Origin of the sequence: Massilia pseudoviolaceinigra (assembly GCF_030846505.1) — a bacterium.
Classification (GTDB): Bacteria; Pseudomonadota; Gammaproteobacteria; order Burkholderiales; family Burkholderiaceae_D; genus Telluria_A; species Telluria_A violaceinigra.
On sequence record NZ_JAVCWL010000002.1, the window covers coordinates 151,701 to 178,661 of the forward strand.

General features: G+C 68.8%; 12 protein-coding genes. 11 read left to right on the forward strand and 1 reads right to left on the reverse strand.

What is annotated here, in order from left to right:
* Positions 1 to 6: 6 nt before the first annotated feature.
* Genes RBA40_RS02720 through RBA40_RS02755 form a run of 8 tightly spaced genes read left to right on the forward strand, consistent with a single transcriptional unit; the run spans position 7 to position 22,766 of the window.
* The gene (locus RBA40_RS02720) at positions 7 to 15,825 is read left to right on the forward strand and encodes an SDR family NAD(P)-dependent oxidoreductase (protein WP_306645748.1); all 15,819 of its coding nucleotides are present in this window, start codon (positions 7 to 9) and stop codon (positions 15,823 to 15,825) included.
* Positions 15,822 to 17,018 (forward strand): beta-ketoacyl synthase N-terminal-like domain-containing protein, encoded by a 1,197-nt coding sequence (locus RBA40_RS02725; RefSeq protein WP_306645750.1) that lies wholly within the window; start codon positions 15,822 to 15,824, stop codon positions 17,016 to 17,018. The genes RBA40_RS02720 and RBA40_RS02725 overlap by 4 nt, the downstream gene beginning before the upstream one ends.
* Positions 17,015 to 18,232, forward strand: coding sequence for a hydroxymethylglutaryl-CoA synthase family protein (locus tag RBA40_RS02730; protein WP_306645752.1), 1,218 nt, complete (start codon positions 17,015 to 17,017; stop codon positions 18,230 to 18,232). The genes RBA40_RS02725 and RBA40_RS02730 overlap by 4 nt, the downstream gene beginning before the upstream one ends.
* Positions 18,223 to 18,972 carry an enoyl-CoA hydratase-related protein gene (locus tag RBA40_RS02735; protein ID WP_306645754.1) on the forward strand — a complete coding sequence of 250 codons (750 nt, stop codon included), beginning with the start codon at positions 18,223 to 18,225 and terminating at the stop codon, positions 18,970 to 18,972. Before RBA40_RS02730 ends, RBA40_RS02735 begins: the two co-directional genes overlap by 10 nt.
* On the forward strand, positions 18,969 to 19,715 hold the full coding sequence (locus RBA40_RS02740; RefSeq protein ID WP_306645756.1) for a polyketide synthase: 747 nt from the start codon (positions 18,969 to 18,971) through the stop codon (positions 19,713 to 19,715). Before RBA40_RS02735 ends, RBA40_RS02740 begins: the two co-directional genes overlap by 4 nt.
* On the forward strand, positions 19,716 to 20,555 hold the full coding sequence (gene fabD, locus RBA40_RS02745) for an ACP S-malonyltransferase (RefSeq protein WP_306645757.1): 840 nt from the start codon (positions 19,716 to 19,718) through the stop codon (positions 20,553 to 20,555).
* Entirely contained in the window at positions 20,555 to 21,949 is a 1,395-nt protein-coding gene (locus RBA40_RS02750) for a PfaD family polyunsaturated fatty acid/polyketide biosynthesis protein (RefSeq protein WP_306645758.1), read from the forward strand. Before fabD ends, RBA40_RS02750 begins: the two co-directional genes overlap by 1 nt.
* Positions 21,942 to 22,766, forward strand: coding sequence for a crotonase/enoyl-CoA hydratase family protein (locus tag RBA40_RS02755; protein WP_306645760.1), 825 nt, complete (start codon positions 21,942 to 21,944; stop codon positions 22,764 to 22,766). Before RBA40_RS02750 ends, RBA40_RS02755 begins: the two co-directional genes overlap by 8 nt.
* Here the strand turns inward: RBA40_RS02755 and RBA40_RS02760 are convergent.
* Complete coding sequence (locus RBA40_RS02760) at positions 22,753 to 23,481, reverse strand: thioesterase II family protein (protein ID WP_306645762.1); 729 nt, start codon at positions 23,479 to 23,481, stop codon at positions 22,753 to 22,755. The genes RBA40_RS02755 and RBA40_RS02760 overlap by 14 nt on opposite strands.
* Positions 23,482 to 23,946: 465 nt before the next feature.
* Here RBA40_RS02760 and RBA40_RS02765 point away from each other — a divergent pair, with 465 nt between their 5' ends.
* Genes RBA40_RS02765 through RBA40_RS02775 form a run of 3 tightly spaced genes read left to right on the forward strand, consistent with a single transcriptional unit; the run spans position 23,947 to position 26,953 of the window.
* Entirely contained in the window at positions 23,947 to 24,999 is a 1,053-nt protein-coding gene (locus RBA40_RS02765; protein ID WP_306645764.1) for a type 1 glutamine amidotransferase domain-containing protein, read from the forward strand.
* Positions 25,000 to 25,007: 8 nt separating this feature from the next.
* A complete protein-coding gene (locus tag RBA40_RS02770) occupies positions 25,008 to 25,688 on the forward strand; it encodes a response regulator transcription factor (protein ID WP_306645766.1) in 681 nt (226 codons plus the stop codon).
* On the forward strand, positions 25,685 to 26,953 hold the full coding sequence (locus RBA40_RS02775) for a sensor histidine kinase (RefSeq protein ID WP_306645768.1): 1,269 nt from the start codon (positions 25,685 to 25,687) through the stop codon (positions 26,951 to 26,953). The genes RBA40_RS02770 and RBA40_RS02775 overlap by 4 nt, the downstream gene beginning before the upstream one ends.
* Positions 26,954 to 26,961: the final 8 nt, after the last annotated feature.

The window sequence follows — 26,961 nt, forward strand, 5'->3', positions numbered from 1 at the left end:
GCAGACATGACTACATTTAAAGAAACCGTCCTGCGCATGGTGGCGCGCAAGGAACTGAGCGCCGTGCAGGCGATGAACCTCATCGGCCAAGTGCAGGCGTGCGTCGCAGCCCCGGCACCGGCGCTGCGCCAGCCGGTGGCCATCATCGGCATGTCGGGCCGCTTCCCCGGCGCGAACGACGCCGACGCGTACTGGCAAAACCTGCGCAATGGCGTCTCCAGCGTGGGACCGATTCCGCCTTCGCGCTGGGACCTCGCGCAGCTGTACGAGGCCGATCCTCAGGCGCGCGGCAAGGACTTCTGCAAGCGCGGCGGCCTGGTGGACGGCATCGATGAATTCGACTGTGCCTTCTTCAACATCTCCGCCAAGGAAGCGCAGCTGATCGACCCGCAACAGCGCCTGTTCCTGGAAGAGGCCAGCGGCGCGCTGGAGCACGCCGGCATGACGTCGGCCAGGCTCGATGGCGTGCGCTGCGGCGTTTTCGCCGGCGTGGCCGGCGGCGATTTCATCCACCAGATATCCGATGAAGGCATCAAGCCCGACGCCTACGCCTTCATGGGCAACGCCAGTTCGATCCTGGCGGCGCGCATTTCGTACCACCTCAATCTGAAAGGCCCCAGCGTGGCCATCGATACGGCCTGCTCGTCGTCGCTGGTGGCGATCCACCTTGCCTGCGAGAGCCTGGCCCTTGGCACCAGCGACCTGGCGTTGGCCGGCGGCGTGTGCGTGCTGAACACGCCCAATTTCTACATGGCGGGCTCCAAGGCGGGCATGCTGTCGAAGAAGGGCGCCTGCAGCACCTTCGACCGCAGCGCCGATGGTTTCGTCCCTGCCGAAGGGGTGGGCGTGATCGTGCTCAAGCCGCTCGAGCGCGCGCTGGCTGATGGCGACAATATCCTGGGCGTGATCGAAGGCTCGGCGATCAACCAGGATGGCCGCACCAACGGCATCACGGCGCCGAGCGCACCATCGCAAACGGCCCTGGCGCTCGAAGTGTACGAGAAGTCCGGCATCGACCCGGCGACAATCGGGTATGTCGAGGCGCACGGCACCGGTACCGCGCTGGGCGACCCGATCGAAATTGAAGCGCTCACCGCGGCGTTTCGCAAATTTACCGCCGCCCGCGGTTTTTGCGCCATCGGCTCCTCGAAGACAAACATCGGGCACGCCATGAGCGCCAGCGGCATGGCCGGCATGATCAAGGTGCTCAAGGCGCTGGAGGCGGCCGAGTTGCCGCCGTCGCTCAACTTCGAGCATGAGAACCCGGCCATCGGTTTCGCCGCCACCCCGTTCCACGTCAATACCACGCTCGCGCCCTGGCCCGCGGCTGCCGGCGCACCGCGCCGCGCCGCGATCAGTTCGTTCGGCTTTAGCGGCACCAACGCGCACCTGGTCATCGCCCAGGCACCGGCACGCGCGCGCGCCGAGGCACGCCACCAGACGCTGCCGTTTGTGGTGTCGGCCAAAACGCGCACGGCGCTGGAGCACAACTGCCTCGCACTGGCGCGTTGGCTCGAACAGCGGCCCGAGACACCCCTCGATTCGGTGAGCTGGACCTTGCTCACCGGGCGCGATCATCACGCGCACCGGGTGGTTCTGCACGCGGCAACCCGCGCGGCGCTGATCGATATGCTGCGCGCACCCATCGGCGAGACCGATGCCGCGCTGCCGCATGCCGGCGAGCAGTTCGGCACCCAGACGCCGCCGCGCATCGGCCTGCCGACCTACCGTTTCGAACGCCGCAAGCACGCGCTGGGCGTTTCGACCAAGCCCAAACTGACCAGCGCGCCGCATCCGCTGCTGGACCACGCGGGGGCGGACGGCTTCCACAGCCTGTGGGACGCCAGCCTGCCATTCGTGCGCGACCACCGGGTTCTCGGCCGCCACATCGTGCCGGGCGCCTGTTTCCTGGAGCTGGCCCTGGCCGCCACCGGCGCGCGTGCGCTGGCCGAGGTGGTCTTGCGCAGCCCGCTGCATATCGATGCGCAGGCCGCCAGCGTCGAACTGCGCCTGCAGCCCGATGGCGCCTTTTCCATCCTCGGCGCGGGCATCACGGTCGCCAGCGGCCGGACCGTGGCCGCGAGCGGCGCACCGGGGGCGGCGCTCGATCTGGACAAGTGGCTGAACGGCGCCGGCGTCGACGTCGAGGCGCTGCTGGCGCGCTTCGCCGGCGCCGGCGTGGTGCTGGGACCTTACTGCCGCGGCTTGCAGCGGCTGTGGCTGGGCGAGGGCGAGGCCCTGGCCCAGTTGCAGCTGGCGCCGGGAGAAGCGCGCAGCATCGGCTACTACACCCTGCACCCCACGCTGGTCGATGGCGCCTTCCAGGCGGCCATGGCCTTGCTGGCGCAAAGCTCGCAGGCGGTGCTGGTGCCGGCGTCGATCGGCGTGGTTGCCGTGCATTCGCCGCTGCCGGCCATCTGCTATGCGCACGTGCGCCTGACCGGCGCACGCAGTTTCGAGATGACGTTCGTTGACGAAGCCGGCGCGGTGCTGGCGAACCTGACGCAATTCGGCGTGGCGGAGCTGCATCCCGCGCCCGTGCCGCAACAGGCTGGCGAGCCGGCCTTGCGCTACTACCGGCCGGAATGGATTGCCGCCCCGGCGCCAGCGGCCGACGCGGCCGTGCCGGGCCTGACGCTGCTGGTGCGCTCGCCCGACGTGAGCGCCGACGCGGCGCCCCCCGGGCAGGTGCTCGATGTGGTCCTGGGTGAGCAAACCCTGTCGGTCGGACCCGGGCAGTGGCAGGTGGATGCGGCGGCGCCGGCGGCTTTTGCCCAATTGGTGGCACAGCTCAAGCCGATCGAACGCGTGATTTTCCTCGGCGGTCGCGTCGACCCGCAACGCGACCTGGTCGCCTTGCTGCATTTGCTGCATGCCTTGCCCCAGGATGCCGCGCGGCCCCTGCCGGTGGTTGTTTGCGCGCCGCCGCAGGGTGGCGCGCTGCTGGGATTTGCGCAGACGGTCTCGCGCGAGGAGCCGCACCTGCGTGTGTGTGCGCTCGAGTCGGACGACCCGGGGGCCGCGTGGCACGAAGCGCCGGCCGCGCAAGCCGGCGTGGTGTTGGCCGTGCGCGCCGGCCAGCGCTATCGCCGCACGCTGGTTGAACATGTGCCGCCGGCGCACCCGGCCAGCCGCCTGCGGCGCGGCGGCGTGTACCTGATCGCCGGCGGCGCGGGCGGCATCGGCCTGGTGCTGGCCCGCTACCTGGCGAGCCGGTACGATGCCCGCGTGGTGCTGGTGGGACGGCGCGCCTTGACGCTCGCGCTGCCCGAGGCGATCGTGTATCGCCAGGCCGACATCACCGACGCGGCGGCGCTGGCCACCATCATCGCCGACACCCGGACGCGCTGCGGTGCGATCAATGGCGTGTTCCATGCCGCGATGGTGCTGCGTGACGTGCGCATGAAAAACATGGATGCCGCCACGCTGCGGGCGGTGCTGGCACCGAAGCTGGCCGGCAGCGCCATTCTGGCGCAACTGTTCGCTGGAGAGGCGCTCGACTTCATGGCGTTTTTTTCGTCGGCCAATTCGTTCTTCGGCAACGCCGGCCAGGCCAACTACGCGGCCGCGTCGATGGCGCAGGATGCCATCGCGCTCGATCTGCGGGAGCGCGCCGGGTTTTCGGTAAGGGTCGTCAACTGGGGCTTCTGGGGCGACGTCGGCGCGGTGGCTACGCCGCTGCATCGCCAGCGCGCGCTCGAACACGGGATCGGCGCGATCGGGGTGGAGGAGGGCTTGGCCGCGCTGGAAGCGTGCCTGTCCAGCGACCAGCCGCAGCTGATGCCGATGAAGGTCGTTCCCGCCACGCTGGCGCGCATGGGCCTTCTGGCACCGACGCAGGACGACGATATCGCGGCCGCCTTTGCCGCGGTCGAAAACCATGGACGCGCCGCGCTGCGCCGATTTTTCGGTCCCGACGGCCGCCTCAATCTGACAGTGGCGCCCAAGTACGCGCGCCTGGGCGCGGCGCTGGAGGCCATCGCGGCCAAGCCGGTCGAAGCAGACGGCGGACCGATCACCGGCTGGGGTGCACCATTCGCCACGTTGATCGACCAGTGCCTGGCGCACTACCCGGCGGTGCTGGCGGGCGAGAAAAACCCGGCCGAGGTGCTGTTCCCGGGCGGCTCGACCGAACTGGTGGCGCCGCTGTATCGCGACAATCCGATCGTCGACCGCTATAACAGCCGTGTGGTGGAGGCGCTGCTCTTGCGGGTCCGGGACATCCTGGCACAACGCGGGCGGGTCCGCATTTTCGAGGTGGGCGCCGGTACCGGCGGCACCACGCGGGCGGTGCTGGCGGCGCTGGCGGCCGATGCCGGCCGGGTCGATTTTGTGTTCAGCGATCTGTCCGCCGGCCTGGTTCACAAGGCCAAGACGGAGCTCGGTCCGCAGTATCGGTTTGCCCGCTTCAGCACCTACGACGTCGAACGCGCGCCGTCAACCCAGGGCATCGACGAGAACAGCTTCGACCTGGTGCTGGCCTCGAATGTGCTGCACGCGACGCGCAACATCGGCCTCAGCCTGCGCAATGTGCGCAGCCTGCTGCGCGAGGGCGGCGAACTGCTGCTCAACGAAAGCATCCAGGTGTTCGACTTCTCGACCCTGACCTTCGGACTGACGGATGGCTGGTGGCTGTACGACGACGCCGCGGCGCGTCTGCCGCATTCGCCCTTGCTCGACGAGGCCCGCTGGCGTGCCGCGCTGGCGGAGTGTTTCGGCCGGGTCGAACTGGCTCGCGCCGAGCCTGACGCGCCCCAGGCGGTGTTCATCGCCACCGCGCGCGCGCCTGAAAGCCACGTGGCGCCGGCACCCGTTGCCGCCAGTGCGCCCGTGCAGCCTGCCGCCGCCGTCGCGCCGGCCAGCGCCGACGTGGCGCAGTTCGAACGCGTGATCGCGCGCCATCTGGCGGCGGTGCTGTGCGTGGGGGCCGCCGATATCGATCCGGAGCGCCGTTTCTCCGAGCTGGGTGTCGATTCCATTTCCGGGCTCGACCTCGTCAAGCGCGTCAACGCCAGTTGTGCGACCGAACTGACGGTCACCGTGCTGTATGACTACAGCAACGTCAAACAGCTGGCGCGGCATATCGCCGTCGCCTCACCGTCCGCCGCCGCGCCAGCCTCCCCCGCGGCGAGTGAAGAACCGGCGCCGGCCGAGCCGGCGCGCGCGTCCGGCGCCATCGCCGTGGTTGGCCTGGCGGGGCGCTTTCCCGGTGCGCGCAATGCCGATGCGTTCTGGCGCGATCTGCGCGACAGCGTGTGCCGCACCGGCGAAGTGCCGGCCGAACGCTGGGATGTCAACAGCTACTACGACGCCGATCCGTCCAAACCGGGCAAGAGCCCATGCAAGTGGGGCGGTTTCCTCGACGATATCGATAAGTTCGACCCGGCTTTCTTCCACATGTCGGGCGCCGAGGCCGAGTTCACCGATCCGCAGCAGCGCCTGTTCATCGAAGAAGCGTGGCACGCGCTGGAAGACGCCGGCTACTCTCCCGCATGGCTCGACGACAGGCGCTGCGGCGTGTTCGTCGGCGCCGGGGCCGGCGACTATATTCATCAGATGGATCCGCAAAACCTGCAGCCGCAGGCATTCCTCGGCAACGGGGTTTCCATGCTGGCCGCGCGCATCTCGTATTTCCTCAACCTGCGCGGACCTGCGCTGTCGGTCGACACGGCGTGTTCGTCGTCGCTGCTGGCGGTGCACCTGGCGTGCCAGAGTATCCGCAGCGGGGAGTGCGACATGGCGCTCGCCGGCGGCGTTTTCGTCAGCACCACGCCAAGCTTCCATCACCTGACCGGCCGCCTCGGCATGCTTACGCCGAACGGCCTTTGCCGCGCCTTCGACGACGGCGCCGACGGCTTCGTTCCCGGCGAAGCGGTGGGCGCCGTGGTACTGCGTCCGCTCGATGCGGCGCTGCGCGATGGTGACTATATATATGGCGTCATCGCCGCGTCCGGGGCCAACCAGGATGGGCACAGCAATGGCATCACCGCGCCAAGCGCGCGCTCGCAGGCCGAGCTCGAGACCGAGGTGTACCAGCGCGCCGGGATCGACCCGCGCAGCATCGGCTACGTGGAAGCGCACGGCACCGGTACCCGCGTGGGCGATCCGCTCGAGATAGAAGGCTTGACACGCGCCTTCCGGCGCTCGACCCAGGACCGGCAGTTCTGCGCCATCGGCTCGGCCAAGACCAACATCGGCCACGCCGGACCGGCCGCCGGCATCGCCGGATTGATCAAGGTATTGCTGGCGATGCGGCATGGCGAAATTCCGCCATCGCTGCATTTCGAGCGCGCCAACGGCGCCATCGACTTCGCCAACAGCCCGTTTTTCGTCGCAACCGGGCGCCAGGCCTGGCCGGCCGCACCGATGCGCGCGGCCGTGAGCGCGTTTGGCCTGAGCGGCACCAATGTGCATGTGGTGATCGAGCAGGCGCCGGCACGCGCGCCGCTGCCGGCGCGCACCAGCGACGCGTCCCTTCTGGTCGTCTCGGCCATGAGCGAGAGCGCGCTGCGCGCGCAGGTGGAACAGATGCAAGCCTGGCTGGCCGGCGAAGGCCAGCGCCACGATCCGCACGATATCGCCTACACGCTCGGCGCATGCCGCAAGCACCATGCCCATCGCGCCGTGCTGGGCGCCCCGGTCAACCAGGCGCTGGCCGCGCGCTACCTGGCCGGCGAGCAGCTCGATTGGGAGTCGCTGTACCCGGCGGCGGCGCACCGTCGCGTGCCGCTGCCCGGCTATCCGTTCAGCCGCGAGCGCTATTGGGTCGATTCGGCGCCCGCGACCAAGCCTGTAGCGCTTGAGCGCGTGCATGTCTTCGGCCGGTGCTGGAGCGCGCAGGAGGGGACGCCGGCGGCGCCGCCAGCGTCGCTGTGCCTGATCGGCGGCAGCGATGCCGACCTGGCGCGGCTTGGCGCGCTGCTGGCCGTGCCGGTCGGACGCGACTGGCGTTCAGCGAGCGCGATCGCCATGATGCCCGCCTGCTTCGATCGGCTCGACGAGTATCTGGAGGTCGCGCGCGCTGCGCCGCAGGCGCGGCGCGTGCTGGTACTGCACCGGAATGGTGAGCACGCCGCGGCGGCCAGCGCGGCGCTGCATCACTCGCTGCGTAACGTGCATCCGCACATGCTGTGGCAAACCCTGCAGGTTGACGGCGATGCGGTGGCGGCCATCGCCCGTGAACAGAAAACCGGCGTCGATGGCGCCGAGCTGCGTCACGTCGACGGCGTGCGCTCGCTGCACGCTGTCGTGCCCATGGCCCTGGCGCGCGGCGAAGCGCCGCTGCGCCGCGACGGCGTGTGGTGGATCACCGGCGGGTCCGGGCGCATCGGCATGCAGGTGGCACGCTGGCTGGTCGAACAGTGCAATGCGCGCGTGATCGTCACCAGCCGCCATGCGCCACCGGAAGCGCCAGGACGCAATATCGAATTCATCGGCGCCGACGTCACCGACCACGCCGCGATGCAGCAGGTATTCGATGCGATTCGCCTGCGCCACGGCGCCCTGCATGGGATCGTGCACGCCGCCGGCGCCATCGAGCCGGCGCTGTTGACCGACAAGAGCGCACTGCGCGCGGTGCTGGCGCCGAAGATCGAGGGCGCCCGCATTCTCGACGAACTCACGCGCGACACGCCACTCGACGCCTTTGTGATGTTTTCGTCGCTATCGGCCCTGATCGGCGACTTCGGCCAGTGCGACTATGCCAGTGCCAACCGCTATCTGGAATCGTTTGCCGAATGGCGGGCGGCGCGCCGTCCCGGGCGCAGCGTGGCGATCCACTGGCCGCTCTGGGCCGATGGCGGCATGGGGCTGGCCGGGAGCGAGCAGGAACGCTATGTCGCCAGCAGTGGTTTCGACCTGCTGCGCAGCGACAGCGCCTTGCGCCTCCTGGGGCAGGCGCTGGCCCCGGGGGCGCCGGTGCTCGCCGTGGCGTGCGGCGACATCGGGCGCATCGAGGCGGCGCTGGCGCCACGCCATGGCGTCGCCATGCCGGCCTTGCAGGCCGATGCCGGGATCGATGCGCTCGAACAGATCGTACTTCAGTGCACGGCGCGCATTGTGCGCTTGCCGGCCGAAAAACTCACGCGCGCGTCGCGCTTCTCGGAGGTGGGTCTGGATTCACTGTATATGAAGGACCTGGCTTCGGCGCTGGGCCAGGAACTCGGCGTGCCGATCCTGCCGACGGCGTTCTTCCAGCACCAGAGCGTGGCCGCCCTGGCCGCCCATCTGCAGCCTTCCTGGGCCGCCGCACGCGCCGCGGCCACGCCGCCGGCGCAGCCTGCGGTTGCACCCGAGCCGGCCGCCAAGCCGGCTCCGGGTAAGCCCGAGCCGGTGGCGGTGGTCGGCATCAGCGGCTGCTTCCCGCAGTCGGCCGATATCGCCGCGCTGTGGGAACACCTGGACGCCGGCGACGACTGCGTGACCGAAGTGCCGGCGCAGCGCTGGGACTGGCGCGCCTATCACGCCAGCACCGGGCGCGAACATGACAAGTCGGTATCGCGCTGGGGCGGCTTCATGCCGGACATCGGCCACTTCGACAGCGCATTTTTCGGCATGTCGCCGCGCGAAGCGGTGTTCATGGATCCCCAGCACCGGCTATTCCTGCAGCATGCCTGGTCGGCGCTGGAGGATGCCGGGATTCGTCCGTCGACACTGGCCGGACGGCCGGTCGGGGTGTGGGCGGGAGCTCAGCCCAACGAATACATGCGCCTCATCGGCGACGCCGGCGAGGCCAGGGCGCAGGCCGCCCTGGGCAATACCCAGACCATGCTGGCCAACCGGGTGTCGTACTGGTTCGACCTGCGTGGCCCGAGCCAGACCGTCGACACAGCCTGTTCCAGCTCGCTGGTGGCGGTGCACCGCGCGGTGCAGTCGCTCCAGCAGGGCGAATGCGAACTGGCGCTCGCCGGCGCGGTGAGCGCGATCCTCTCGCCCGATACCTACGTGCTGGCGTCGCAACTGGGCATGCTCTCGGCCGACGGGCGCTGCAAAACCTTCGACAGTGCGGCCAACGGCTATGTCAAGGGCGAAGGCGTGGGCGTGCTGGTGCTGAAAACCCTGGCGCGTGCCCAGGCCGACGGCGACCATATTTACGGCATCATTCGTGCCAGCGCCGAGGGACATGGCGGCAAGGCCAGCTCGCTCACCGCTCCCAACCCGCAGGCCCAGGCGGAACTGGTGCTCAATACCTGGAAGCGCGCCGGTGTGCCGATCGACAGCGTCAGCTATATCGAAGCGCACGGCACCGGCACCGAGCTGGGCGACCCGCTCGAAGTGGAGGCGCTCACCAGCGCATTTCAGGCCCTGGCGCGCGAACAGGGCGTCACGCTCGCGCCAGGCGCCTGCGGACTCGGTTCGATCAAATCGAATATCGGCCACCTTGAGCCGGCCGCCGGCGTCGCTGGCTTGATCAAGGTGCTGCTGGCGATGCGGCACCGGCGCTTGCCGGCGACCCTGCATGTCAGGCAGGTCAATCCGTACCTGAAACTGGACGGCTCGCCATTCCGGCTGGTCACCGAAGGAAGCGACTGGAGCGGCGCGGTGCTGCGCGCGGGCGTGAGCGCCTTCGGCTTCGGCGGTTCGAACGCCCATGTGGCGCTGGAATCGGCGCCACCCGCGCCAGGCGACGCGGCGCCCGGCTTCGCCGCCACCGTGCCGCTGTCGGCCAAGACCGCTGGTGCCTTGCGCGCGACCGTGGTGCAGCTGTGCGAGCACCTCGAAAGCGCGTCAGTGGACTGGCGCGATCTGGTATTCACGCTGCAGAACGGGCGTGAACAGTTCGAGCACCGGATCGCGCTGCAGGCCAGTTCCACGCCTGACTTGCTGAACCAGTGCCGCGCATGGCTGGGCGGAGCAAGCCTGGCGGCGCATGCCGGCCTGCCTCACATCACGCACGGTAGGCGCATATCGCTGCCCACCTATCCGTTCGAGCGCAAGCACGTCTGGTTCGACCAGGCGCAGCAGCGGCCTTCCGTGCCCGCGGCAAAGACCGCAGCGCCGAGCCCCGCGCGTGCGTCCGCCGAGGCGATCAGCGCCGCCACGGCGGCCCCGGCACCTGCGTCCGCCGAGGCAATCAGCGCAGCCCCGACGGTCCCGGCGCCTGCCGCTCCCGGCCCCCTGGAGGAGGTACGTGCCATCCTGGCCGAGCTGCTGTACCTGGAACCGGAGGCCATCGGCGCCGATGCCCGCTTCGTCGACCTGGGGCTCGATTCGATCCTGTCGGTCGAATTTGCCAAGAAACTGCAGGACCGCTTCACCATCGACCTGCGTGCCAGCCGCCTGTACGACCATTCGAGCGTGGCGGAACTGGCCGCCCACATCGGCGCTGCGGGCCTGTCGGATTCGCCGCCCGTGGCGCCGGCCCAGCCAGTGCAGCCCGTGCCACCTTCGGCGCCGGCGGCCACCGCGCCGGCGCGCGCCATCCCTGGCGGCAGCCTCGATGATATCCGCGCCATGCTTGCCGAGCTGCTCTACCTCGAGCGCGCCGACATCGCCGACGACGCGCCGTTCGTCGAACTGGGACTCGATTCGATCCTGGCCGTCGAGTTTGCCAAAAAACTGCAGGACCGCTTCAGCATCGATCTGCGCGCCACGCGTCTGTACGATTATTCGCGGCTGTGCGAACTGGCCGGCTGGGTCGACAGCATGACGGCGGCCGCACCGCCGCCGGCAGCCGCGCCGCAGGTGGCCGCCGCAGCCGCGCCGGAGGTGCGCGCGACCGACATTGCCATCGTCGGCATGGCGGGGCGCTTCCCCGGCGCCGACAACCTCGATGCGTTCTGGCGCAACCTCGCGGCAGGTGTCGATTCGGTCACCGACGTGCCGCGCGAGCGCTGGTCGGTGGACGAGCTGTATCCGCACAAGACGTACTGCCGCAAAGGCGGCTTTATCGACGGCGTCGACCAGTTCGATCCCTTGTTCTTCAAGATTTCGCCACAGGAAGCCGAGTGGATGGACCCGCAGCAGCGCCTGTTCCTGGAACAGGCATGGCTGGCCCTGGAAGACGCCGGCATGCCCGACAGCGCGCTCTCGGGCATGCGCTGCGCGGTGTTCGCCGGGGCCGGGCAGGGCGACTACTTCCGCCTGATGGATCCCGATTCCGAGGCCGGTGCGCAGTTCGGCATGGGTAATGTGAGTTCCATCCTGGCCGCCCGCCTGGCGTATTTCCTCAATCTGAAGGGTCCTGCCGTCTCGCTCGACACCGCGTGTTCGTCGTCGCTCGTGGCGACCCATCTGGCCGCGCAGGCCTTGATCGGCGGCGAATGCGACCTGGCGCTGGCTGGTGGCGTGTCGCTGATGATCACGCCGCAGATGCACCTGTTGACGTGCCAGACGCGCATGCTCTCGCCCGAGGGACACTGCAAGACCTTCGACACCGGCGCCAACGGTTTCGTGCCCGGCGAAGGGGTTGGCGTGGTGGTCCTCAAGCGCCTGGACGACGCGCTGGCGCAGGGCGACCGGATCTACGCCGTCATCCGCGGCAGCGGCATCAACCAGGATGGCCGCACCAATGGCATGACGGCGCCCAGTGCGCTGTCGCAAAGCGCGCTGGCCATGAGCGTGTACGAGCGCTATGGCATCGATCCGTCGACCATTACCTGTGCCGAGGCGCATGGCACCGGCACCCAGCTGGGCGACCCGATCGAGGTCGATGCGCTCACCGATGCGTTCCGCCACTACACGGCAAGCCGGCAGTACTGTGCGATCGGCAGCGTCAAGACGAATATCGGGCATTTGCTGCCGGCCTCCGGCGTGGCCGGACTGATCAAGAGTGTCCTGATGCTGCGCGCGCGCCAGCTGGCTCCGACGCTGCATTGCAAGAACGAGAACGAGAAGATCGACTTCGCCACGTCGCCGTTCTACGTCAACCAGGTCTTGCGCGACTGGGTGCCGCCGGCCGGCATGGCGCGCCGCGTCGCCGTGAGCAGCTTCGGTTTCAGCGGTACCAATGCGCACCTGGTACTGGAAGAGTGGCCGGCGCCGGCGGCGACGCCAACGCCGGCCGGACCGCTCAGTTTCGTGCTGTCGGCGCGCACGCCGGCCGCGCTGCAACGCAGTTGCTGTGCCCTGGCCGACTGGCTCGAGGCCGGTGGCAGCGGTGTGGCCCTGGCCGACATTGCGCACACCCTGGCGCAGCGGCGCACACGCCACACGCACCAGCGCGTCGTCAATGCCGCCGATCGCCCCAGCCTGATCGTGGCGCTGCGCGCCAGCGGCGCCCCCAGCGCCACGATGATCGCGCCGGGCGCCGGCCAGGTGGTGTCGCTGCCGGCCTATCCGTTCGAGCGCAGGCGCTTCTGGGTCCCGGAAAAAGCGGTGCATCCGCTGATCGACAGCCTGGAGCACAGCTTTTCCACGGCCACCGCGCGCAAGCAGTTCAGCGCGCGCCACGAACTGCTGGCGCAGCACGTCATCGCCGGCACCCCGACCCTGCCGGGGGCGACCTATGTCGAGATCGCGCTGGCCTGCGCGGCGCGGCTGGCCACGCCGGGCGCGCGCCTGATCGCGCTGCGCAAGGTGGTGTGGATGCGGCCGTTCGTTGCGCCGGACCAGGCGCTGACCACGCGCTTCCGGCCCGACGCCGGCGACATTGTCTTTGACAGCCAATTTTGCCGTGGCCGGGTGGTGGTGATCGACCGGCCCGCCGCCCGCCGCATCGACTTGCAGCTCGACCAGGGCGACGAATTCAGCGGCGAAGCGGTGTATGCCGCCTTCCACAGCCTGGGCCTGGAGTACGGTGGCGCCTTGCGCGGCATTGCGTCGCTGCGGCGCGACCGCCACCGGGTCATCGCGCGCCTGGACATACCGGCCGACTTTGCGCGCTACACGCTCGACCCGCGTGTGCTCGACGCGGCGCTGCAGACACCGATCGGTTTCGCACTGGGCCAGGGCAGTACCGCCGACGCCATGCTGCCCTACCTGCTCGACAGCCTGGTGCAGCATGGACCGCTGGTGCCGGGCTGCCTGGCCATCGCCACGCTGCGCCCGGGCGAGGCACCCAGCTTCGACATCGAGATCGTTTCGCCGGAGGGCCAATTGCTGGTCGAGATCAGCGGTTTCAGTTCGCTGCCGCCGCGCCGCGACGCGGGCGCCGACGCCGACGCCGCCTCGTACTTCGGCCCGCAGTGGCGCGCCGCCGCGGCGCCGCCGGCACGCGCCGTGACGGCCGGGCATACGCTGGTCCTGCACGCCGGGATCGATCTTGGCCTTGGCGCGCATCTGGCCGGGGCGGGGCCGGTCACCGAGGTCCTGCTCGGTTCAAGCTGGCGCCCCGGTGCGGAGGGAGCGAGCCCGCTCGGCATCGATCACCGTTCGCTTTCTGACTGGTCCCAACTGGCCGCCGCGCTGCCCGACCTGGGCCGGGTGGTCTTCATGGCCGGACTGGCCGGCCACGCGCTCACCGAAGGCGTGGCGCTCGACCAGTTCCAGGAAACGGCCACGCTCTCGCTGGTGCGGTTTGTGCGTGCCTGGGTGCTGGCCGAGCGCGTGCTGCCCGAACTGGTGGTGCTCACCAATGGCATCTACCGGGTGCTCGACGGCGACGCGATCATGCCGCAGGCGGCCGCGCTGGCCGGCCTGGCCGGCGTGCTCGCCAAGGAGTTCCCCGCCGTTGGCGTGGCCCACCTGGATCTTCCCGGGCAGGCCGGCCCCACCGGCGCGGCCGTGGCGGCCCTCGTGAACGAGGCCGTTCCCGGCAGCGCCGCCTGGCGCGCCGGCCAGTACTACGCCCAGCATCTTGACCCGCTGGCGCTGCCGGCGGCCGATCAGCCGGCGTTCCGCCGCGCCGGCGTGTATATGATCGTCGGCGGTGGCGGCGGTATCGGCGGTGCGCTTGCGCGCCACCTGGCGCAGGCCCACCAGGCGCGCATCGCCCTGGTTGGGCGGCGCCCGGCCGACGCCGCCATCGACGCCAGCATCGCCGCCATCACGGCGGCCGGAGGCGAGGCGATCTACCTGCGCGCGGACTTGGGCGACCTGGCCGCGCTGGAACAGGCACGCGACGCCGCATTGGCGCGCTGGGGCGTGGTGCACGGGGTGATCCACTCGGCGCTGGCCCTGCAGGACCAGACCCTGGCGCGCCTGGACGACGATGCTTTCAGCGCCACCCTGCGCGCCAAGGGGCGCGGCACCTGCATGCTGGCGCAGGCGTTCGACGCCGTGACGCTCGACTGGCTGCTGGTGTTTTCGTCGACCATTTCATTCACCCGCAACGCGGGCCAGGCCAGCTACACGGCCGCCAGCACGCTGCAGGACGCCACCACGGCGGCGCTGGCGCTACGCCGGCGCTGGCCCGTCAAGATCATCAACTGGGGGTTCTGGGGCGATGTGGGCGTGGTCGCAACCGAGCGCCATCGCGCGCTGGCGCGCCGGCACGGCGTCGGTTCGGTCACGCTGGCCGACGCGGTCGAGGCGATCGAACGGATCGTCGCCTCGGACCAGGAACAGGTGGCGGTAATCCGCCTGCTCGCGCCGCAGCCTGAGGCGGCGCCTGTACCGGCAGTGGCGCCGCCCGCACAGGTGGCGCACGGCGGCGCCGACCTGGACGCGGTGCGCGCGGTGGTCGCGGGTGTGCTGCGCACGCTCGATGACGAGCTCGATAATGAAGCCCCGTTCGATGCGTATGGTGTCGATTCGCTGGTCGCCATCGATATCCTGCACAAGCTCGAGCCGCGTTTCGGCGCCTTGCCGGCCACGCTGCTGCATCGCTACAACAGCATTGCGCTGCTGGCCGCCGAACTGTCGGTGCGCGGCGCCAGTGCGCCGGCCGCGCCACGGCAGGCGCCGGCCAGTTCGATCGCCATCAACGGCGCCGGTGCCGGGCCGCGCAGCTTCTGGGTCCACAGCGTGCTCGGTGAAACCGACTGGGTCACCCGCCTGGGCGCGCACCTGCCGGCCTCGTGGCCGCTGCACGCGCTGCGCGCACCCGTGTGCGACTGCGGCGAAACGCCGTTTGCCACGCTCGAAGCGATGGCCAGCGCCTATCTGGCCGAAGTGCGGCGCATCCAGCCGCGTGGCCCGTACATCCTGGGCGGCTACTCGTTCGGCGGCGCGGTCGCCTTCGAGATGGGGCGCCAGCTGGTGCAGGCCGGCGAGCAGGTCAGGGCGCTGATCCTGCTCGACGCCTTTGCCCCCGGTTCGGCCGCGCTGGCCTCGCTGCGCGCCGCCTCGTGGGATGGCTTCCTCAACACCGTGGTCGGCGCGCTGCTCGAACGCACGCGCGACGTGCGCCTGTCCGAACGCGAGCTGGCCGCGCTCACCGCACCGCTGCTAGCAACGGCGAACCAGTGCGCACCCTTGCTCGATCATTACAACCCGGAACCTTGTCCTATGCATACCATCATGATCCGCAACCGCCACAGTTTCATCGGCCCCGACAGTCCGCTCGGCCTGGCGCCGGTCAAAATCGACGACGACCAGCCCGATCACGGCTGGAGCACATGGCTGGGCGAGCCGCCTCGGATCGCGGCGATCGATACCGATCACTTTTGCCTCGGGCTGGAACCGGCCATCGGCGCGGTGGCGCAGCAGGTGATCGGCTTCATCGAGCCGCAGGCGCAGGCGGTGTTCAGCAAGGTGCGCGAACACGTCCGGCGCGTCTTGCCGCACGTGGACGGCGCGCGCATCACCATGGGCGCCAGCCTGCACGAGCTGGGCGCCAATTCGCTGGACCGGGTGGAAGTGGCGATCTGCACGATGGAGGACTTGCAGCTGACGTTCGCGCCAACCGAACTGGCCGGGGTGCAGGACATCGCCTCATTGGTCGAGGTATTTTTGATACACCTGCGCCGGCGTGCCGGTGCGGTGCTGGTGGAGGGGCAGGCATGAAGGTGATCGTGACAGGCATGGGGTTCCAGGGCGCGCTGGCGCCCGACGTGGCGGGCTTCGGCGCGGCGCTGCGCAGCGGGCAGGGCGTTTTTGGCTGGACCAGGCTGGCGCGCTCGGGACGCAGTTTTCCGGCCGCGCTGTACCAGGGCGGCGCCGCGCCGCTTGATGAGCGTGCGCGCCAGGTCTTGCGCGGCCGCCCGGCGGCGCTGCAGGCCAGTTGCGCCGCCGCGCTCGAGGCGCTGCAATCGGGGAGGTGGACCGACCCGGATTGCGCCATCGTGGTGGCGGGCAGTAATCTGCACCAGGCGCAGTTTGCCGACGCCTACGAACGCTTCATGGAACGCCCGGCCTACGTCAATCCGCGCTACGCCGCCAGTTTCCTCGACAGCACGGTGGTGGCGGCGGTGAGCGAGATCGCCGGCCTGGGCGGGATCGGCTTTACCACCGGCGCCGGCATGGCGAGCGGGAACGCCGCCCTGTTCCAGGGCTGGACCCTGATCCGCTCGGGCGCCGCGCGCGCCTGCCTGGTCGTTGGTGCCATGAGCGATTTTTCCGAACTGGAGATGCTCGCCTTTGCCAACCTGGGCGCGCTGGCCGCGCCGCCCGAGGACAGCGACCCGGCGCGCGCGTCAATCCCCTTCGACAGCGCCAGCCTGGGCTTCGTGTACGGCCAGGCCGCCGCCGCGGTCCTGCTCGAAAGCGCCGACAGCGCCGGCGCACGCGGCGCGCTGCCGCTGGCGCGGCTGGCCGGGGCGTCGATTGTCCTCGACGGCAATGCCGGCACCGAGGCCAATGCCGACGGCGAAGCGGCGGCGATGCGCGCGGCGCTGGCCGCCGCCGGCCTCGAAGGCAGCCGGATCGATTACATCAATACGCACGGCACTGGCACGCCGTCGGGCGACCGCGCCGAATGCGCCGCCATTAGCCAGTCTGTCGGGACCGGCGCCGTGCTCAATTCCACCAAGGCCATCACCGGGCACACCATCGGCGCGGCCGGCGTGGTGGAACTGGTGGCCACCGTCATCCAGATGCGCGAGCGGTTCGTCCATCCGAATCCGCGCCTGCACGAGCCGATCGATCCGCGCCTGCGCTTTGCCGGGCGCGAGAGCGCGCCGTTGACGATCAATGCGGCGCTGTCGAACGGCTTTAGCATCGGCGGTTTCAACACTTGCGTCGCGGTGAGCCGCGCATGAGGGCCGGGATCGAAGACATGGGCGTGTACGTCGGCCGCGCCGCGCTCGACGTGAACGTGCTGGCGGCGGCGCGCGGGCTGGACGTGCAGCGTATGCAAAACCTGCTGATGCGCGAGAAAACCGTGGCGCTGCCGTTCGAAGACGCGGTGACGTTCGCCGTCAACGCGGCCAAGCCGGTGATCGACCGCCTGGGGCCGGAGCGCCTGGAGCGCATCGAGCAGCTGATCGTGGCCAGCGAATCGGGCGTCGACTTCGGCAAGCCCTTGTCGACCTACGTGCACCAGGCGCTGGGGCTGAGCCGCAACTGCCGCACCTTCGAGGTCAAGCATGCCTGCTACGGCGGCACGGCAGCCGTGCAAAGCGCACTGGCGCACGCCCACGCCGGCCTGTCGCCGGGGTCCAAGTCGCTGGTCATCACCACCGACATGGCGCGTCCGATTCCCAATACCTACGCCGAGCCGTCCCAGGGCGCCGCCGGCGTGGCCATGCTGATCGGCGACCAGCCGGTGCTGGTGGAGATCGAGAAAGGGCTGAGCGGCTGCTACGGCTTCGAAGTGATGGATTCATGCCGTCCGACCCCGGACATCGAAACGGGCGATGCCGACCTGTCGCTGCTGACCTACCTCGAATGCATGGAAAACAGCTTCCTGGCCTATCAGCGCAAGGCGCCCGGCACCACCTTCGGCAGCTTCGACTACCTGGCCCTGCACACCCCGTTCGGCGGCATGGCCAAGGGCGCGCACCGGACCATGATGCGCAAGTTCGAACGCGTGGCGCCGCCCCTGGTCGAACAGGATTTCCTGCGCCGGCTGGAACCGTCGCTGCGCTTTTGCGCACGGGTTGGCAATATCTACTCGGGCACGGTGTTCCTGGCGCTGGCCGGGATCCTGGCGCACGGGCGCTTCGACGACGCGCCCAAGCGGGTCGGCTTGTTTTCCTACGGCTCCGGATGCTGTTCGGAGTTCTACAGCGCCGTGGCCACGGCAGCCTCGCAGCGCGCCATCGCCCGGCTCGACATCGGCGCCCACCTCGACGCGCGCCATGCCCTGTCGATGGCCGACTACGAGCTGCTGCTGGAAACCCAGCAGCTTCTCCGCTTCGGCGTGCGCGACGCCGAGCCGGAATCGCTCGACTGGGAACGCCTGATGCGCGGACGCGGCTTGCTGGTGCTGGACCGTATCAAGGATTACCACCGGGAGTACCGATGGGCATGAAGCTCCACAAGCAGGGCCGGCTGCTGACCATCACGCTCGATAAGCCGGACCGCAACAACACCCTCGATGCCGCCTTGCTCGGCCAGCTCGGCGCGGCGCTCGACCATGCCGAGGCCGATCCGCTGGTGCGCGTGGTGGCGCTGTGCGCCAGCGGCGCCGTGTTTTGCAGCGGGGCCGACCTGGGCGGCAGCGCCAGCTGTGCGCCGGCCCAGGCGGCGCAACAGTATTTCAGGCTGCTGCGCCGGTTTACCAGCAGCCCGTGCATCATCGTCGCGCTGGTCGAGGGCGCCGTGCAGGCCGGTGGCGTGGGCCTGGTCGCGGCGAGCGACTACGTGATCTGCACCGAGGCGGCCAGCTTCCGCCTGCCGGAAGTGCTGATCGGCCTGATACCGGCGTGCGTGCTGCCGTTCCTGATCCGCCGCCTGGGCGTGCACAACAGCCAGATGCTGGCGCTGACGGCGCACAAGATCGATGCGCGCCGCGCCGTCGAGCTGCACCTGGCCGACCAGCTGGCGGCGCAGGGGCATGAGGCGCTGCGCCGCCTGGTGCTGTCGGTCGAGCGCATTCCCGAGACGGCGGTGGCCACGCTCAAGCAGTACATGGGGCAGCTCGCTCCGATCACCGACCGCGATGAGCAGCTGGCCGTGGCCAGCATCGTCGCGATCATGGAACAACCAGGCAGTCTCGACCGCACGCACGAGCTGATCGAACACGGCCTTTGGGGAGGAAAAACAGCATGAGTTCCGTGGTTCACCTTGATTTTCCAGCGCCGCATATCGCGCTCATCGAACTGGCCGACCGCGCCAACAGCAACCAGTTCACGCACGAGCTTGTGGTTGGCCTGGCGCACGCGCTCGACCAGGCCCAGGCCGATCCCGCCATCCACGTCGTCGTGCTGCACGGGGTCGATAATGTGTTTTGTACCGGCGGCACCCGGGACGAGCTGATCGGCATTGTCGAGCAGCGCATCCGCTTCGACGACATGCCGCTGTACCGCCTTCTGCTCGATTGCGAGATCCCGGTGGTGGCGGCCATGCAGGGCCACGCCCTCGGCGGCGGCCTCGTGATGGGTCTGTTTGCCGACGTGATCGTGCTCGCCGAAGAAGCCATCTACAGCGCCAACTTCATGAAATACGGCTTTACGCCGGGGATGGGGGCGACCCTGATCCTGCCTGAAAAGTTCGGCACCGCGCTGGCCGCCGAAATGCTGCTCACGGCCGGCGGCTACCAGGGCGGCGAGCTGGCGCGGCGCGGCATCGGCGCGCATGTGGCCAGGCGCAAGGACGTGGTCGCGCTGGCGCTGCGCCTGGCGCGCGAGATCGCCGACAAGCCGCGCGCGTCGCTGGTGCTGCTCAAGCGGCACCTGACGCAGCGCATCCGCGAAGCACTGCCGGGCACGGTGGCGGCGGAACGGCGCATGCACGAGACGACCTTCGCCGGCAGCGAAGTGCGCGAACGTATCGAAACCAGATTTGGAACCTAAATGACAATTATCTTTCCGGGACAAGGCTCCCAACACGTGGGCATGGGTGCGGCGCTGTTTGCTCAATTTCCACAGGAAACGGCGCAAGCCTCGGCCATCCTCGGCTACGACCTGGCCGCGCTATGCCGCGACAACCCCGACGGCAAACTGTCGCAGACCCAGTACACCCAGCCGGCGCTGTTCGTGGTCGGCGCGCTCGCATGGCTGGCGCGCGGCGCGCCGCCGGCGGCGTTTTTCGCCGGTCACAGCCTGGGCGAAATCACCGCCTTGTGGGCCGCCGGGGCGATCGACTTTGCCACAGGGGTGAGGCTGGTGCAAAAACGTGGCGAACTGATGGCGCGCGTGAGCGGCGGCGGCATGGCCGCCGTGATCGGACTGACGCCGGCGCAGGTGCGCCGCGCCGTCGAAGGCAGCGCGCTCGATGTGGCCAACTACAATGCCTACGACCAGACCGTCATTTCCGGTCCCAAGGCCGAGCTGGGAGCGGCCGGCGCGCGCCTGCGCGAGGCCGGCGCCAGGCACATCGTCGAGCTCGACGTGAGCGCGCCGTTTCACTCGCGGTACATGAAACCGACCGAGGATGAGCTGGCGCGTTTTCTGGACACCCTGGCGTTTTCCCCGCCGCACACACCGGTCGTCGCCAACGCCACCGCCTTGCCCTACGCCGCCGATGCGCTGCGCGAAACGCTGCTGCGCCAGGTGTGCGGCAGCGTGCGCTGGATCGAGAGTGTGGAGTACCTGATCCGGCGCGGCGAGCGCGAGTTCGTCGAGGTGGGTCCAGGCGCGGTGCTGACCCGGCTGATCCAGAATATCCGCCAGAGCACGGCGTTCGCCAATTGATGAATACCGCGACGATCCATCCCGCCAGCCTGGGCAGCCCGGCATTCTTGCGCGATCACGGCGTGCGCTATGCCTATGTGTGCGGCGCCATGGTCAAGGGCATCGCATCCGTTGCGCTGGTGGCGCGCATGGCCAGGGCCGGCCTGCTCAGCTTTTACGGGTCCGGCGGCCAGCGCCTCGAAGCGATCGATGCCGCGCTCACCGAGATCCGCGCCAGCATTCCGGCCGGTGCCCCGTTCGGGGTCAATTTTTTGCACAATATGCTGATGCCGTCGCTGGAGGAGGACCTGGTCGACCTGCTGATCCGGCATGAGGTGCGCGTGATCGAGGCGGCCGCTTTCATCGACATCACGCCGGCCCTGGTGCGCTACCGCTGCAGCGGCCTGAGCGAAGACGCCGACGGGCGCGTGCGTGCACGCCATCACATTCTCGGCAAGGCCTCGCGCATCGAGGTGGCCGAGCGCTTCCTGGCGCCGCCGCCGCCCGCGCTGGTCGCCGCGCTGCTGGCCGAGGGGCGCATCAGTGCGCACGAAGCGGCGCTGGCCGCGCGCATTCCGCTGGCCAGCGATCTGTGCGGCGAGGCCGATTCGGCCGGACACACTGACAAACGCGTCGCGTCGGTGCTGATCCCGGAGCTGCTGCGCCTGCGCGACGCCGCGCAGCAGCGTTACGGCTACCTGGCGCGCCCGCGCGTGGGGCTGGCCGGCGGCATGGGCACGCCGGCCGCGCTGGCCGCCGGCTTCGTGCTGGGGGCCGAGTTCGTGCTGACCGGATCGATCAATCAATGCACGATCGAAGCCGACACCAGCGACGCCGTCAAGGATTTGCTGGCCGGTGCCGGCTCGCAGGACTGCGACATGGCCCCGGCCGGCGACATGTTCGAGATCGGCGCGCGCATCCAGGTGCTGCGCAAAGGCGTGCTGTTCGCCGCCCGCGCCAACCGCTTGTACGAGCTGTACCGGCAACTGGCCTCGATCGACGAACTCGATGCGGGCACGCGGCGCACCATAGAACAGACCTATTTCCACGGCCGCAGTTTCGAGGCGGTGTGGGAAGAAACCAAGACCCACTACGCGCGCGCGGCGCCGGCCGAAATCGCGCGTGCCGAGGCCTATCCCAAGCAGAAGATGGCGATGATCTTCCGCTGGTATTACGTGCACAGCAACCGGCTGGCCATGTCCGGCACGCCGGCCGGCCGGGTCGACTACCAGATCCACTGCGGGCCGGCGATGGGCGCGTTCAATGCCTGGGTGCGCGGCACACCGCTGGAACCGTGGCGCCGGCGCCACGTCGATGCGGTGGCCGAAGCGCTGATGGGCGCCGCCGCCGCCCACCTGCAACAGATCGTCGGGCGCATCACCCTGAGCCAACCAGAAAGAGGTCACCATGTCTGAGTCATACCGCCTGATCCGGCTGGAGCGCCACGGGGCGCTCGCCGAGATCGTTCTGAATAATCCCGGCAGCCTCAATGCCATGCAGCCGCTGTTTTTTGCCGAGCTCGCTCAAGCCTTTGCCGCCGTCACCGACGACGATACCGTGTCGGTGGTGCTGATCTGGGCCGAAGGGCGGGTGTTCAGCGTCGGCCTCGACCTGAAGGAGGCGATGGGCCTGATCCCGGAGCTCGGCGCCAGCGCCAGCACGGCCGCGCGCAACCGCGCGCTGTACCGGATCATCCGCGATTTCCAGGCGTGTTTCACGGCGGTGCGGCGCTGCAGGAAGCCGGTCATCGCGGCCATCCACGGCATGTGCCTGGGCGGCGGACTCGATCTGGCCAGCGCCTGCGATATCCGCCTGGCTGCGGCCGACGCCATGCTGGCGATCCAGGAAACCAAGATGGCCATGGTGGCCGACCTGGGTACCCTGCAACGTATCGGGCGGCTATGCGGCAGCGGTTTCGTGCGCGAGATGGCGTTTACCGGAAGTATGATCGGCGCCCAGCGCGCCCAGGCCGTCGGCCTGGTCAATGAGGTGTTCAGCGACCGTATCGCGCTGATGGAGGCGGCGCGCCGCATGGCCGGCGTTATCGCCGCCAATTCATCGCTGGCCGTGCAGGGGGTCAAGCAGGTGCTCGACCACGCGGACGATCACAGCGAGGAAGAAGGCCTCGAATACGTGGCGCAGTGGAATACCAACTTTTTCCTCAGCCGCGACCTGAACGAGGCGCTGCAGGCATTCCGCGACAAGCGCGAACCGCGCTTCAGCGGCGATTGAGGCGGAACTGGCTCAGATCGGTCGCTAGCCGGTCGAGGAAGACGGCGCGGCGGGTCTGGTAGAAGAAATGGTCGCCGGGCAGCATGTACAGGCGGAACGGCCCACTGGTCACGGCCTCCCATTCGGCCAGGCCGTCGCGCCCGACCGAACGGTCGTCCAGGCCGCCATAGACGATCAGCGGCCAATCCTGTGCCGGTCCCGGATGGTGGCGGTAGGTCTCCACCAGGCGCAGGTCGTTACGCAGAATGGGCAGGTAGATGGCCATCAATTCCGGATCGGACAGCAGGACTTGCGGCACCCCGCCGTAGCGTTCGTTCAGTCTGTCGATAAATTGCGCGTCCGGCAGCGTGTGCAGTGCCTCTGCCGCGCCGAGCTGGCGCTGCGGCGCCGGGCGGCCCGACACAATGACCAGGTCGGGCGCGAGCCCGCGTGCGCCGAGCGCGCGCGCCAGTTCGAAGGCCAGGGTTGCACCCATGCTGTGCCCGTAGATGACCAGCGACTCGGCGCGCGGCGCGCGCACCAGCTGTGCGGCGATTTCCTCGACCATGGCGAGCGCATCGGTGCGCAGCGGTTCGTGATAGCGCGAATCGCGGCCCGGCAGCTGGACCGGGCACACCTCTATATCGGCAGGCAAGTCTTTTTTCCATGGATGAAATACCGCCACGCCCCCGCCCGCGTGGGGCAGGCACACCAGGCGCATACGCGTATTGGACATTGGGAGGTGCGATGAGAACCAGGCGTTGTGTGTCATCGGTGAGGAAGAAAAGTGAACGGGGGCGGGCGCTGTCGCGCAACAATGCGCTCTTGCCAGTGTTGCCTGTATTATATCGCACGATCCATCGCGCGACCTGCCGCAGCCGGCCATGATACGCCCCATGTTGCCCTGCGCCGCATCGCTGGCGGTCGCCGGGCGGCAGGGCGCCCTCGGCAACCGGCAGCGATCGCCTTTGCGGCCGCTGTAGTACCGGGCTGGTATGTCACCTTCCTTAGCTGCGTAAATAATCGATTTGCGAACTCATCAATTGATTCGCAGTGTCGCTGCCTTCAAGTGCAGTGATCACATCGTTGGACAGGACGGCGCCTGGGTACCTCAGTCCTTTTTCGGCACCTTGCCATTTTCACGTCCGATTCACATTGCGTACGCCATCCTGTCCGCCATACGACAACAACGGAGGTGGCAATGATCAAGAAATTACGACGCGCGGGGGCCTGGCTGGCCGCGACCCTGGTGCTGCTGGCCGCTGGCGGCTATCTTTACTATCGCAGCCTGGACCTGGACAAGCTGCCCAAGGCGAATCCGCAGTTCGCCGTGGCCGACCTGGCCTATCTGAAAAACGCGGTGGCGCGGAAACGCGGGCGCATCCTGGCCGTGGTCAGCAGTACTGAGCGCGGCGGGCCCGCCATGAAGCGGGCCGGCTACGAGCTGACCGAACTCGCCCGGGCCTACTATGTGTTCCAGGCCAATGGCTACGAGGTGGATATCGCCTCGCCCAAAGGCGGCAAGCCGCCGGAAAGGATCGATCTGGACGACATGGGCGAAGCCGACTACGCTTTCCTTAACGACGCCGCCGCGCAGGACAAAGTGGCTAATTCGCTTGCGCTGGCCCATGTCGATGCGCGCCGGTACGCGGCCGTGTATTTCGTCGGCGGAAAGGGCGCCATGTACGACTTGCCCGACAATCCGGACGTGTCCCGCATTGTCAACGATATCGCCGCACGCGGCGTCGTTGGCGCGGTCTGTCACGGGCCGGCGGCTTTGCTGGGCGTGAAGCTGGCCAGCGGCAAGGCGCTGGTGGCTGGCCGCCGCATGACCGCCTTCACCAATGAGGAGGAACTGTTTCTGATGAAGGACGCGCGCACGCGCTTTGGCTTCCTGCTCGAGGAGAGGGCGGTCGCGGAGGGCGCGCGCTTTGTCGCCGGTCCCAAGTACATCGACAACACCGTCGTCGATGGCCGCCTGGTCACGGGTCAGAACGCCTGGTCCACCTGGTCGGTGGCCGAAGCCATGATCGCCGCGCTGGGACACCGGCCCGTGGCGCGCCAACGCACCGCCGAAGAGCTCACTTTACGGCTGCTGGCCACCTACTATCGCGACGGCCTGGACGCGGCCCGCGCCGAGCGGGCCGTGCTGCCGCGGTTTGATAAAATGATGGTACTGATGCATTCGGTGGTGGCCGCCATGCAGTGGCGCGCGATCGATGCCGTCAACCTCCAGCGCCTCGCAAACGGATAAGGACTCCGATGCCCCTGCATATTCTCGTCGTCGAAGACCATGCGCTGCTCGCGAAAAATCTCGCCGATGGGCTGGAGCTGCACGGCCACACCGCCGATTTCGCGGGCAACGGCGAACTGGGGCTCAAGCTGGCCATGGAAAACCACTATGATCTGATGATCCTCGACCTCGGCTTGCCCGGCATCGACGGCTTGGAAGTATGCAGGCGTCTGCGCAAGCGGATGACGCGCCGCATGCCGCTGCTGATGCTGACCGCGCGCGATGCCTTGCACGACAAGCTCAGTGGCTTCGACAGCGGTGCCGACGATTATCTCGTCAAGCCGTTCGCACTGGAGGAACTGCTCGCGCGCTGCACCGTGCTGGCGCGCAGGCATACGCTCAATGAGGAGCATACGCTGGCCGTTGGCACCTTGCGCATCGACCGCCAGGCGCAGGCGGTGACGCGCGACGGGCAGGCGGTCAAGCTCAATCCGGTCGGGTATCAGATTTTGCTGGCGTTGGCGGAGGCGCATCCGCGCGTGATCACCCGCTCGGAGCTGACCCGCAAGCTGTGGTACGACACACCGCCTGATTCCGATGCCTTGCGCACGCATCTCTATCAGTTGCGGCGAAGTCTAGACAAACCGTTCGGCCGCGCGATGCTGCTGACCGTGCACGGGGTCGGGTTCAAGCTCGATGCGGGCGCGTGAAGACCGGTGCTTCGCTGCGCAGCAGGATGATGGCGGCGTTCGCGCTGTTCGCGCTGGCCACGGCCTTGTGTTTCAGCCTGTTCAGCGTGCTGTTCGTCTATTCAGTCGAGGACAGTTTTTTCGACAACATGCTGCGGCAGGAGGCCGCGCATCAGCAGCGCAGCTGGAGTGCGTCGGGCGGCCTGGCCGCGCCGCTGCACGATAGCGTCACTCTGCATCGCGCTCTGGCCACGTTTCCGGCGGACCTTGCGCTTCAGTTGGGGGACGGCGTACGCAACGGCGAATTCTTCGGCGAGCGCGGGCGGCACTATTACGTACGCCAGCTGGCACTGGGCACTACACCGGCTTACCTGGTGGCGGAAGTGAGCCGCGACCTTGTGGTGCGGCCGCGCATGCCGTTCATTCTCGGCTTTCTCGCCGTGTCGACGCTGGCGATCCTGGCCATGACACTGGGGATCGGTTACTGGCTGGCGCGGCGCGCCACGGCGCCGTTGACGCGGCTTGCGCTGCTGGTGTCGGGCGCGGAGCCGGGCCAGCTGCCGCGGCACTTCGCACAGGACTTTCCGGATAACGAAATCGGTGCGCTCGCGCGCAAGCTGGACGAGGCGATGGCGCGTATCGCCGCGTTCATCGAACGCGAACAGCACTTCACGCGCGATGCGAGCCATGAGCTGCGCACGCCGCTGGCGGTGATCGAAGGCGCGGCGCAGTTGCTCGTGCAACAAGCGCTGTCGGCGCAGGCGGCTGACCAGTTGCAGCGCGTGCGCAACGCCGCGGCGCAGATGGCACAGACGGTTGCGACCTTGCTGTCGCTGGCGCGCGAGGAGCTCGATGCGTCCGTGGCCGAGCCGGTGGCGTTGCTGCCGCTGGTGGAACAAGCGGTGGTGCAGTTTGCGCATCTGCTGGACGGGAAAGCTGTCGAGGTCAGCGTTGAGGTGGCGCAAGGCACCATCGTCCAGAGCCATCGCGCGGCGCTGGCGATCCTGCTCTCCAACCTGGTCAGCAACGCCTTCGGCCATACGCAGCAGGGCGACATACGGATCTATATGGAAGGCGGCAGCCTGGTCGTTGCCGATAGCGGGCCGGGGATCGCCCCCGCTCTGCACGAGCGGCTGTTCAGGCCGGGCGCCAAAGGCGAAGCCAGCGACGGTTTCGGCCTGGGGCTGTCGATTGCGCGGCGGCTCGGCGCGCGCGTCGGCATCGACATCGCGATCGACAGCGTTTCCGGCGGCGGCACCCGGGCCCGTCTTTGGTGGCCGGGTTGATTGCGCCA